The 10,802-nt window shown below is 70.4% G+C and carries 10 protein-coding genes; 3 read left to right on the top strand and 7 right to left on the bottom strand.

Translation table 11 applies throughout. The features are described 5' to 3' along the window. Positions 1 to 187: 187 nt before the first annotated feature. Together ACFVZW_RS21655 and ACFVZW_RS21650 are read right to left on the bottom strand one after the other, a co-directional pair. Positions 188 to 862 carry a TetR/AcrR family transcriptional regulator gene (locus ACFVZW_RS21655; protein ID WP_260230209.1) on the bottom strand — a complete coding sequence of 225 codons (675 nt, stop codon included), beginning with the start codon at positions 860 to 862 and terminating at the stop codon, positions 188 to 190. Continuing rightward, complete coding sequence (locus ACFVZW_RS21650; RefSeq protein ID WP_384523607.1) at positions 862 to 1,830, bottom strand: acyl-CoA desaturase; 969 nt, start codon at positions 1,828 to 1,830, stop codon at positions 862 to 864. Before ACFVZW_RS21650 ends, ACFVZW_RS21655 begins: the two co-directional genes overlap by 1 nt. 261 nt (positions 1,831 to 2,091) lie before the next feature. Here ACFVZW_RS21650 and ppc point away from each other — a divergent pair, with 261 nt between their 5' ends. Then, complete coding sequence (ppc, locus tag ACFVZW_RS21645) at positions 2,092 to 4,821, top strand: phosphoenolpyruvate carboxylase (RefSeq protein ID WP_384523605.1); 2,730 nt, start codon at positions 2,092 to 2,094, stop codon at positions 4,819 to 4,821. 67 nt (positions 4,822 to 4,888) lie between these two features. On the opposite strand, the gene ACFVZW_RS21640 is transcribed toward ppc, so the two are convergent. From ACFVZW_RS21640 to ACFVZW_RS21625, 4 genes are all read right to left on the bottom strand, one after another. Beyond that, a complete protein-coding gene (locus ACFVZW_RS21640; RefSeq protein ID WP_384523603.1) occupies positions 4,889 to 5,605 on the bottom strand; it encodes an LPXTG cell wall anchor domain-containing protein in 717 nt (238 codons plus the stop codon). A gap of 121 nt (positions 5,606 to 5,726) precedes the next feature. Continuing rightward, positions 5,727 to 6,170 (bottom strand): hypothetical protein, encoded by a 444-nt coding sequence (locus ACFVZW_RS21635; protein ID WP_384523601.1) that lies wholly within the window; start codon positions 6,168 to 6,170, stop codon positions 5,727 to 5,729. A gap of 39 nt (positions 6,171 to 6,209) precedes the next feature. After that, positions 6,210 to 6,806, bottom strand: coding sequence for an aminoacyl-tRNA hydrolase (pth, locus tag ACFVZW_RS21630; RefSeq protein WP_383559599.1), 597 nt, complete (start codon positions 6,804 to 6,806; stop codon positions 6,210 to 6,212). Positions 6,807 to 6,924: 118 nt separating this feature from the next. Then, positions 6,925 to 7,524: a 50S ribosomal protein L25/general stress protein Ctc gene (locus ACFVZW_RS21625; RefSeq protein ID WP_384523598.1), complete on the bottom strand. Its 600-nt coding sequence runs from the start codon at positions 7,522 to 7,524 to the stop codon at positions 6,925 to 6,927. Between the two features lie 320 nt (positions 7,525 to 7,844). Here ACFVZW_RS21625 and ACFVZW_RS21620 point away from each other — a divergent pair, with 320 nt between their 5' ends. Beyond that, complete coding sequence (locus tag ACFVZW_RS21620) at positions 7,845 to 8,804, top strand: LysR family transcriptional regulator (protein ID WP_384523596.1); 960 nt, start codon at positions 7,845 to 7,847, stop codon at positions 8,802 to 8,804. Further along, a complete protein-coding gene (locus ACFVZW_RS21615; protein WP_384523594.1) occupies positions 8,801 to 9,670 on the top strand; it encodes a serine hydrolase in 870 nt (289 codons plus the stop codon). Before ACFVZW_RS21620 ends, ACFVZW_RS21615 begins: the two co-directional genes overlap by 4 nt. Before the next feature lie 70 nt (positions 9,671 to 9,740). Here ACFVZW_RS21615 and ACFVZW_RS21610 read toward each other — a convergent pair whose 3' ends face one another. Then, the gene (locus ACFVZW_RS21610; RefSeq protein ID WP_260230078.1) at positions 9,741 to 10,715 is read right to left on the bottom strand and encodes a ribose-phosphate diphosphokinase; all 975 of its coding nucleotides are present in this window, start codon (positions 10,713 to 10,715) and stop codon (positions 9,741 to 9,743) included. Between the last annotated feature and the right edge of the window lie 87 nt (positions 10,716 to 10,802).

The raw sequence follows: 10,802 nt of genomic DNA, 5'->3' as shown, positions 1-10,802 counted from the left end.
ACCGTGGACCTGGCGGGCGTCGTCCCGCTGCGCCTGGACGTGACCGACGAGGAGTCGATCCCGGCGGCCGCCCCCGGCCCGGGCCGCCCCCCCCCGGGCGGGGAACAACCCCGCGTCGCCCCCCGCCCCCCCCCCCGCCCACGCGGCCCGGGGCCCGGCGCCCCCGGTCCCCCGCCGAACCGATACGTCAGCTCTTGCGATGCCCTATCAGCCGCGGCTTCTGCTCAAGACCGTCCAGGCCGTGCCACGCCAGATTCACCAGGTGCGCCGCGACCTCCGCCTTCTTCGGCTTACGGACGTCCAGCCACCACTGACCCGTCAGCGCCACACTGCCCACCAGCGCCTGCGCGTACAGCGGCGCCAGCTTCGGGTCGAAACCGCGGGCCTTGAACTCAAGCCCCAGAATGTCCTCGACCTGGGTGGCGATGTCACTGATCAGCGAGGCGAACGTGCCGGTCGACTGCGCCACCGGCGAGTCACGGACCAGGATCCGGAAACCGTCCGTGTACCGCTCGATGTAGTCAAGGAGAGCGAAGGCCGCCTGCTCCAGGAGCTCGCGCGGATGGCCCGCGGTCAGCGCCCCGGTCACCATGTCGAGCAGCTGCCGCATCTCCCGGTCGACCACGACCGCGTACAGCCCCTCCTTGCCGCCGAAGTGCTCGTACACCACCGGCTTGGAAACCCCGGCCTTCGCCGCGATCTCCTCCACCGACGTGCCCTCGAACCCCTTGGCGGCGAAGAGCGTCCGACCGATGTCCAGCAGCTGCTCCCGGCGCTCCGCGCCCGTCATCCTCACCCGTCGGCCACGCCGGGGCTTGTTCTCGCTGCTGCTGGTACTGCCGTCGATCGCCACGTTCTCCATCATGCCGCGTCGACGGGCTCGCCCCGGCGTCGGGCTTCGATCCGGGAGGCGTTCGGCCAGCGCACGTCGTACGCCCAGCCCAGCTGCTCGAACCAGCGGATCAGCCGCGCGCTGGAGTCGACCTGGCCCCGCAGCACCCCGTGCCGCGCCGAGGTCGGGTCCGCGTGGTGCAGGTTGTGCCAGGACTCGCCGCAGGACAGCACCGCCAGCCACCACACGTTGCCCGAACGGTCCCGGGACTTGAAGGGGCGCTTGCCGACCGCGTGACAGATCGAGTTGATCGACCACGTCACATGGTGCAGCAGCGCGACCCGGACCAGCGAACCCCAGAAGAACGCGGTGAACGCGCCCCACCAGGACATCGTCACCAGACCGCCGACGACCGGCGGGATCGCGAGGGACAGCGCCGTCCAGAAGATGAAGTCACGGGAGATCCGCCGGATCGCCGGGTCCTTGATCAGATCGGGCGCGTACTTCGCCTGCGGCGTGCGCTCCTCGTCGAACATCCAGCCGATGTGCGCCCACCACAGCCCCTTCATCAGGGCCGGCACGGACTCGCCGAAACGCCACGGCGAGTGCGGGTCGCCCTCCGCGTCGGAGAACTTGTGGTGCTTGCGGTGGTCCGCCACCCAGCGCACCAGCGGACCCTCCACCGCCAGCGAGCCCATGATCGCGAGCGCGATCCGCAGCGGCCGCTTGGCCTTGAAGGAACCATGGGTGAAGTAGCGGTGGAAACCGATCGTGATGCCGTGGCAGCCGACGTAGTACATCGTCACCAGCAGACCCAGATCGAGCCAGGACACGCCGCCCCAGCTCCAGGCCAGCGGCACGGCCGCGACCAGGGCGATGAAGGGCACCGTGATGAACAGCAGCAGCGTGATCTGCTCGATCGATCGCTTCTTGTCCCCGCCGAGCGTGGCGGAGGGCAGGGCCTGTTCGGTTTCGAGCATCTCGGGGCTTGTGGTCATGGGTGTCCCCTGGGGATGAAGGGATAAGGGATGAAAGTGGGCGGAACGGGACGAAAAGAGCGCGTGGCTACGCCTCCGTAACCTACGGCGACGTAAGTATGGCAGCGCGGTGGCGCGCGGCAAGAGGGCGCAAGAGGGGCCGGGCACGCCCTAGCGGGGAGTCCAAGGAATGGACACCTATCCTGTGTGCGTCGGACAGCGCGGTCCGCAAGCCTCCAGTACCCCTCCAGACGTGCTCAAACACTGCAAGGAGCCGCACCTGTGAGCAGTGCCGACCAGACCCCCACCGCCAGCGCCGAGCTGCGTTCCGACATCCGCCGACTGGGCGATCTGCTGGGCGAGACCCTCGTCCGGCAGGAGGGACACGACCTTCTCGACCTCGTCGAGAAGGTCCGCAGCCTCACCCGCGAGAACACCGAGGCGGCCGCCGAGCTGCTCGGCGAGACCGACCTGGAGACCGCCACCAAGCTGGTGCGCGCCTTCTCCACGTACTTCCATCTGGCGAACGTCACCGAGCAGGTCCACCGCGGCCGCGAGATGCGCGAGAAGCGCGCCGCCGAGGGCGGACTGCTCGCCCGCACCGCCGACATGCTCAAGGACGGCGACCCGCAGCACGTCCGCGACACCGTACGGAACCTCAACGTACGGCCCGTCTTCACCGCGCACCCCACCGAGGCCGCCCGCCGCTCGGTCCTCAACAAGCTGCGCCGGATCGCCGCCCTCCTGGAGACCCCGGTCATCGAGGCCGACCGGCGCCGCCACGACCTGCGGCTCGCCGAGAACATCGACCTCATCTGGCAGACCGACGAGCTCCGGGTCGTCCGCCCCGAGCCCGCCGACGAGGCCCGCAACGCCATCTACTACCTCGACGAGCTGCACGCCGGCGCCGTCGGCGACGTCCTGGAGGACCTCGCCGCCGAGCTGGAGCGCGTCGGCATCGAGCTGCCGGCCGGGACCCGCCCGCTGACCTTCGGCACCTGGATCGGCGGCGACCGCGACGGCAACCCCAACGTCACCCCGCAGGTGACCTGGGACGTCCTCATCCTCCAGCACGAGCACGGCATCACCGACGCCCTCGAACTCGTCGACGAGCTGCGCGGCTTCCTCTCCAACTCCATCCGCTACGCGGGAGCGACCGAGGAACTCCTCACCTCCCTCCAGCGCGACCTGGAGCAGCTCCCGGAGATCAGCCCCCGCTACAAGCGGCTCAACGCCGAGGAGCCGTACCGGCTCAAGGCCACCTGCATCCGCCAGAAGCTCGTCAACACCCGCGAGCGCCTCGCGAAGGGCACGCCGCACCAGGAGGGCCGCGACTACCTCGGCACCTCCGAGCTGGTCCACGACCTCGCCCTGATCCAGACCTCGCTGCGCGAGCACCGCGGCGCGCTCTTCGCCGACGGCCGGATGGACCGCACCATCCGCACCCTGTCCGCCTTCGGCCTCCAGCTCGCCACCATGGACGTCCGCGAGCACGCCGACGCCCACCACCACGCCCTCGGCCAGCTCTTCGACCGGCTCGGCGAGGAGTCCTGGCGGTACGCCGACATGCCGCGCGACTACCGGCAGAAGCTCCTCGCCAAGGAGCTGCGCTCCCGCCGCCCGCTCGCGCCGACGCCCGCCCCGCTGGACGCCGCCGGCCAGAAGACCCTGGGCGTCTTCGGCACCGTCAAGGAGGCCTTCGAGCGCTTCGGCCCCGAGGTCATCGAGTCGTACATCATCTCGATGTGCCAGGGCGCCGACGACGTCTTCGCCGCCACCGTCCTCGCCCGCGAGGCCGGACTGCTCGACCTGCACGCCGGCTGGGCCAAGATCGGCATCGTGCCGCTCCTGGAGACCACCGACGAGCTCAAGGCCGCCGATGTCATCCTCGACGCGATGCTCGCCGACCCCTCCTACCGCCGCCTCGTCTCGCTCCGCGGCGACGTGCAGGAGGTCATGCTCGGCTACTCCGACTCCTCCAAGTTCGGCGGCATCACCACCTCGCAGTGGGAGATCCACCGCGCCCAGCGCCGACTGCGCGACGTCGCCCACCGCTACGGCGTACGGCTCCGGCTCTTCCACGGCCGCGGCGGCACCGTCGGCCGCGGCGGCGGCCCCTCGCACGACGCGATCCTCGCCCAGCCCTGGGGCACCCTGGAGGGCGAGATCAAGGTGACCGAGCAGGGCGAGGTCATCTCCGACAAGTACCTCATCCCGTCCCTGGCCCGGGAGAACCTCGAACTGACCGTCGCCGCCACGCTGCAGGCATCCGCCCTGCACACCGCGCCGCGCCAGTCCGACGAGGCCCTCGCCCGCTGGGACGCGGCCATGGACACCGTCTCCGACGCCGCCCACACCGCGTACCGCAAGCTCGTCGAGGACCCGGACCTGCCCTCGTACTTCTTCGCGGCCACCCCCGTCGACCAGCTCGCCGACCTGCACCTGGGCTCCCGGCCCTCCCGCCGCCCCGACTCCGGCGCCGGCCTCGACGGACTGCGGGCCATCCCGTGGGTGTTCGGCTGGACGCAGTCCCGGCAGATCGTCCCCGGCTGGTACGGCGTCGGATCCGGCCTCAAGGCGCTGCGCGAGGCCGGCCTCGACGCGGTCCTCGGCGAGATGTACGAGCGGTGGCACTTCTTCCGCAACTTCCTCGCCAACGTCGAGATGACGCTGGCCAAGACGGACCTGCGGATCTCCCGCCACTACGTCGACACGCTGGTGCCGGACGAGCTGAAGCACGTCTTCGAGACCATCGAGGCGGAGCACGCGCTCACCGTCGCCGAGGTCCTGAAGGTGACGGGCGGCCAGAAGCTGCTCGACTCCAACCCGGTGCTCCAGCAGACCTTCGCCATCCGCGACGCCTACCTGGACCCGATCTCCTACCTCCAGGTCGCCCTGCTGGCCCGCCAGCGCGCCGCGGCCGAGCGCGGCGAGGAGCCCGACCCGCTGCTCGCCCGTGCGCTGCTGCTCACGGTGAACGGTGTCGCGGCGGGTCTGCGCAACACCGGCTGACCTGACCGCGCTTACGACAGTGCCCCCGCCGGAATCCCTTCCGGCGGGGGCACTTCGCGTACGGGGATCAGTGCTGCTGGGCCTTGCGGCGACGCGTCACCATGAACGCACCGGCACCCGCGAGGGCGACGGCAGCGGCGGCGATGATGCCGACGGGGGCGCTGGAGCCGGTCTCGGCCAGGTCGCCACCGGTGCCGCCGGTGGTGTCGCCCGGCTCACCCGGGGCGGTGGCGGAGGGGGACTCGGAGGCGCCGGGGGTCTCGGTGCCGGGCGTCTCCGTACCAGGGGTCTCGGTCCCCGGCGTCTCGGTGCCCGGGGTCTCCGTACCGGGGGTCTCGGTGCCGGGGGTCTCCGTACCGGGCGTCTCGCCGGGCGGGCAGTCGGTCTTGAAGACCTTGTGCTTCGCGCGGCCGTTCTCGCCCTCGAAGTTCCAGAACAGCTTGTACTGGCCGTTCGGGAGGGTCATGTCCACGGTGCGCTCGTGACCGTCGGCGTCGAGCGTGATCAGGCCGCTCTTGACCGTGGTGCCCTTGTCCTGCTCGTTGTTCGCCCACGCCTCGATGTGCCAGTTCACCTTCTGGCCGGCGTCGAAGCCGAAGGCGTCGAGGTAGAAGGAGCAGACCTTGGGCTCGTTCTTACGGAGCTCCTTGCCGGTCTTCGAGTCGTGGATCTTGACCGTGCCGTTGTCGCCGTGCTTGCCCGTGGCCGAGGCCGCCGGGGCCAGCAGCAGGGAGCCCGCGAGGGCCGCGACCAGCGCGCCTGCGGGTATGAAGGATCGTCGCATGTGCAGTCGTCCATCTGGGTGAGGGATGCCGTGGGGGGCGGCGACGGCAGCCTAACCGTCTCTTTAAGCCATCCTTAACCCATGGCTTGATAACAATCCCGCCAGCCCCTCCCGTTATGGATCACAACGCGAAGAACGTTCCAACCAGCAGCAGTCCACCCGCACCCGCCAGCGACCACGCCGTCCGCGTCAGCCGCAGCCCGCCCCCGACGAGCGGCGCCGCGAGCAGCAGCGCCCCGCCCAACGGCAGCCAGGCATGCAGACCGCCGCCCCACCCCGTCCGTACGGCCTCCGTCGTACCCGGCTTCACCACCACCGGCACCGTCTGGCCCTTGTCGGCGGCCACCGAGCGGTCGATCGTCAGCGTGCTGTGCGGCGAAGGCGGACCGTCCGGGACATAACGGCCGCTGCACGTCTCCTCGTTGCAGTCGGTCACCGCCAACGTGCCGTGCTCGCGGCCCTTGGAAAGCAGGATGTGCTGCGCCGAACCCCAGGACGACCACGCTCCCGCGACGAGGAGCAGCAGGGCGACCAGGGCCATCGCGGCGTTACGGGCGTGCGTCATGACCCGCGATCGTACAGTCGTACTGTTCCGGCGCGTCGATCAGGAGTTGTACGCGGACTGCGCGCGCTCCAGACCCTCCGCCACCAGGCACTCGACGGAGTCCGCCGCCCGGTCCACGAAGTAGTCCAGCTCCTTGCGCTCCGTCGACGAGAAGTCCTTCAGGACGAAGTCCGCGACCTGCATCCGACCCGGCGGACGACCGATGCCGAACCGCACCCGGTGGTACTCGGCGCTCATCGCCTTCGTCATCGACTTCAGACCGTTGTGGCCGTTGTCGCCGCCACCGATCTTCAGCCGCAGCACCCCGTAGTCGATGTCCAATTCGTCATGGACCGCCACGACGTGCGCCGTCGGCACCTTGTAGAAATCGCGCAGCGCCGTCACCGGGCCGCCCGAGAGGTTCATGTACGACATCGGCTTCGCGAGGATCACCCGGCGGTTCGCGGGCCCGGGAGGACCCATACGGCCCTCGACCACCTGCGCCTGCGCCTTCTGCGCCCGCTTGAACTTCCCGCCGATGCGGTCCGCGAGCAGGTCCACGACCATGAAGCCCACATTGTGGCGGTTCGCGGCGTATTCGGGGCCCGGGTTGCCGAGACCGACGATCAGCCAGGGGGCGTTCGCGTCGTCCGTCATCGTGGGACGTCTCCTCGTCTGCGTACTACTGGGCGGGGAACCTGCGGGGCGGGGAACAGGGGAACGGGGTGGCGGGCCGCAGCCCACCACCCCGTCCGCGTCAAGCAGAGCCTACGGCTCAGGCCTCGGCGCCCTCGGCCTCGGCGGCCTCGCCCTCGGCCTCGGCGGCCGGCTCCTCGGCCTGCGCGGCCAGGACCTGCAGGACGACGGCGTCGGCGTCGGTGGACAGGTTCACGCCCTTCGGGAGCGTGATGTCCTTGGCGAGGATGGAGGCACCGGCCTCCAGGCCCTCCACGGAGACCGTGACGGCCTCGGGGATGTGGGTGGCCTCGGCCTCGACGGAGAGCGTGTTCAGCACGTGCTCCAGCAGGTTGCCACCGGCGGCGAGCTCACCCTCGGCCTGCACCGGGATCTCGACGATGACCTTCTCGCCACGCTTGACGAGGATCAGGTCGACGTGGACCAGGTAGCCCTTGATGGCGTCACGCTGGACGGCCTTCGGGATCGCCAGCTCGTTCTTGCCGTCGATGTCCAGGGACAGCAGGACGTTCGGGGTACGCAGGGCGAGCAGCAGCTCGTGGCCCGGAAGCGTCACGTGGACCGGCTCGGTGCCGTGGCCGTAGACGACGCCGGGAACCTTGTTCTCACGACGGATGGAACGGGCCGCACCCTTGCCGAACTCGGAACGAACCTCGGCGGAGATCTTCACCTCGGACATATGCACTCCTCGTAAGCAGAAACAGAACAGTGTGGCTACCCGGCCACGACTGGCCTGCTACGAAGAGCGCGTCGATAACGGACCGCCGCACCTCACCGGTACGGCCTCCCTCGCCGAGCAACTACGGCAGTCTACTCGCCACCCGCCGCCCCACCCAATTGGATCACCCGCACCACCCGCCGGCTCCCTCCCGGATCACCCGGACCACCACCCACCGGCTCCCTCCCCGATCACCCGGACCACCACCCACCGGCTCCCTCCCCGATCACCGGACCCCGATCACCGAGACGGCCATGGCCGCCTGCCTATCCTTGCCGCCCATGGACCTGCTGCTGCACCTGCGGTACTTCCGGACCGTCGCCGAAGAAGAACACTTCGGACGCGCCGCCGAACGCCTGCGCATGGCCCAGCCCTCCCTCTCCCAGCGCATCCAACGCCTCGAACGCGAACTCGGCGTCCGCCTCCTCGACCGCTCCAGCCGCGGCACCACCCTCACCCCCGCCGGCCGCCTCGTCCTCACCGAAGCCGAACACCTCCTCACCGCCGCCGACCGGCTCACCGCCACCGTCGCCCGCGTCCGCAGCGGCCAGGCAGGCACCCTCCGCGCCGCCGTCCCACCCCGCCTCGGAGCCGCCGCCGTCGGCGCCCTCCTCATCGCCTTCCGCGACCGCTCCCCAGGCGGCGACCTCGACCTCCGCGAACTCTCCAGCGCCCGACAGACCGCCGAACTCGCCGCCGGCACCCTCGACGTCGGCGTCGTCCGCCACCCCTGCCCCGCCCCCGGCCTCGCCTTCGGCCCCCTCCTCCACCAACCCCTCGGCGTCCTCCTCTCCGACACCGACCCCCTCGCCGCCCTCCCCGACATCCCCGCAGCCGCCCTCACCGGCCGCGACCTCGTCCTCTTCCCCCGCGCCGAAGCCCCCGCCCTCCACGACGAAACCCTCACCACCTGCGCCCGACACGGCTGCACCCCCGGCACCGTCCACGAGGCCGCAGGCCCCGACTTCACCCGCGGACTCGTCCTCTCCGGAGGCGCCGTCTCCCTCGAACCCCGCTCCCCGACCGAACCCGGCACCGTCTGGCGCCCCCTCCGCGACCACCTCGTCACCTGGCGCACCTCCGCCGCCTGGCCCCAAGGCCGCGACGGACCCGCCGTACGCCTCTTCGCCCACACCGCCCACGAAACCCTCCGCGACCACGCGGGCATGATCACCGAAACCCCCGCAAGCGCATCCGCGAGGATCGTCTTCCCCCGCCCCGCATCGGAGTTCCCCCTGTGACCCCCACAGCCCGCACACGCATCACCGCGGCCTTCACCGACGCGGGCGTCACCGGACAGCTCCACGCCACCGACATCGACACCGGCACCACGATCACCGTCGGCGCCGACCTCGAAAGCCCCACCGCCAGCGTCCACAAGCTGTGCGTCATCGCCGCCCTCTACCGACAGGCAGCCCACGGCCGCATCGACCTGCGCCGACCCGTCGACATCCCCGCCGAAGGCCGCTCACCCGGCGCCACCGGCCTCGCCGCCATGCGCGACGCCGCCCGCCTCTCCCTCCGCGACCTCGCCGGCCTCGCCGTCGCCGTCAGCGACAACACCGCCGCCGACCTCCTCATCGACGCCATCGGCCTCGACACCGTCAACCGCACCATGACCGACCTCGGCCTCACCCGAACCATCGCCGTCCACACCATGCGCGAGCTGTACGCCACCCTCCACGAGGACGCCGACGGCACACCCGCCGCCCTCACCGACCCCACCGTCGTCGCCCGCCTCCGCGCCCTCGACCCCACCCGCACCAACCGCTCCACAGCCCGCGAGATCGCCGCCCTCCTCGCCGCCATCTGGCGCGACGAGGTCTGCACGGGCGAGCACGCGCAGGAACTCCGCGCCGTCCTCGGACTCCAGGCATGGAGCCACCGCCTCGCCGCCGGATTCCCCTTCGACGACGTCCGCGTCAGCGGCAAGACCGGCTCCCTGCCGACCCTCCGCCACGAAGCCGGAGTCGTCGAATACCCCGACGGCGGCCGCTACGCCGTCGCCGTATTCACCCGCGCCGCCGCGACGACGGTGACCCTCCCGGCGGCGGACGCCGCCATCGGCAGAGCGGCGCGGATCGCGGTGGACGCGCTCAGGGCATAGCGCCGACCGCATGAGGAAGGCCCGCCTCCCTCAAGGGAAGCGGGCCTGCTCAGCGATTCCTGGGAGCCGCTCAGTGCTCCTCGAAGAGGCTCGTCACCGAGCCGTCCTCGAACACCTCACGCACGGCGCGCGCGATCGTCGGAGCGATCGACAGGACCGTGATCTTGTCGAGCTCCAGGGAGCTCGGCACCGGCAGCGTGTCCGTGAACACGAACTCGCTCACCTTGGAGTTCTTCAGACGATCGGCGGCCGGCCCCGACAGGATGCCGTGCGTCGCCGTCACGATGACGTCCTCCGCGCCGTGCGCGAAGAGCGCGTCGGCGGCGGCGCAGATCGTGCCACCGGTGTCCACCATGTCGTCGACCAGGACGCAGACGCGGCCCTTCACGTCACCGACGACCTCGTGGACCGTCACCTGGTTGGCGACGTCCTTGTCACGACGCTTGTGCACGATCGCCAGCGGCGCGTCCAGACGGTCGCACCAGCGGTCGGCCACACGCACCCGGCCGGCGTCGGGGGAGACGATCGTCAGCTTCGAACGGTCGACCTTGTTGCCCACGTAGTCCGCCAGGACCGGGAGAGCCGACAGGTGGTCCACCGGACCGTCGAAGAAGCCCTGGATCTGGTCCGTGTGCAGGTCGACCGTGAGGATGCGGTCCGCACCCGAGGTCTTCAGCAGATCCGCGACCAGACGGGCCGAAATCGGCTCACGACCACGGTGCTTCTTGTCCTGACGGGCATAGCCGTACGACGGGATGATCACGGTGATGCTCCGAGCGGAAGCCCGCTTCAGAGCATCGATCATGATCAACTGCTCCATGATCCACTTATTGATCGGAGCCGTGTGGCTCTGGATCAGGAAGCAGTCCGCGCCACGAGCCGACTCCTGGAAACGGACGTAGATCTCACCGTTCGCGAAGTCGAAAGCCTTGGTCGGCACGAGGCCGACACCCAGCTGATGTGCGACCTCCTCGGCCAGCTCGGGGTGGGCGCGGCCGGAGAAGAGCATCAGCTTCTTCTCGCCGGTCGTCTTGATCCCGGTCACAGCACTGTCTCCTCAGACGTGTCTTCTGGCCGCGACCTCCGCGCTCCCGTGCGCGTGTGCGAGCCAGCCGAATTTATGTGCACGTAT

Origin of the sequence: Streptomyces sp. NPDC059567 (assembly GCF_042735655.1) — a bacterium.
Lineage (GTDB): Bacteria > Actinomycetota > Actinomycetes > Streptomycetales > Streptomycetaceae > Streptomyces.
Note: the sequence above shows the minus strand (reverse complement) of the source record. Positions and strands in the feature narration are given on the sequence as shown.

Coding starts and splice junctions, on each gene's coding strand:
- ACFVZW_RS21655 (WP_260230209.1), bottom strand. CDS start 862: ATGGAGAACGTGGCGATCGACGGCAGTACCAGCAGCAGCGAGAACAAG.
- ACFVZW_RS21650 (WP_384523607.1), bottom strand. CDS start 1,830: ATGACCACAAGCCCCGAGATGCTCGAAACCGAACAGGCCCTGCCCTCC.
- ACFVZW_RS21640 (WP_384523603.1), bottom strand. CDS start 5,605: ATGCGACGATCCTTCATACCCGCAGGCGCGCTGGTCGCGGCCCTCGCG.
- ACFVZW_RS21635 (WP_384523601.1), bottom strand. CDS start 6,170: ATGACGCACGCCCGTAACGCCGCGATGGCCCTGGTCGCCCTGCTGCTC.
- pth (WP_383559599.1), bottom strand. CDS start 6,806: ATGACGGACGACGCGAACGCCCCCTGGCTGATCGTCGGTCTCGGCAAC.
- ACFVZW_RS21625 (WP_384523598.1), bottom strand. CDS start 7,524: ATGTCCGAGGTGAAGATCTCCGCCGAGGTTCGTTCCGAGTTCGGCAAG.
- ACFVZW_RS21620 (WP_384523596.1), top strand. CDS start 7,845: ATGGACCTGCTGCTGCACCTGCGGTACTTCCGGACCGTCGCCGAAGAA.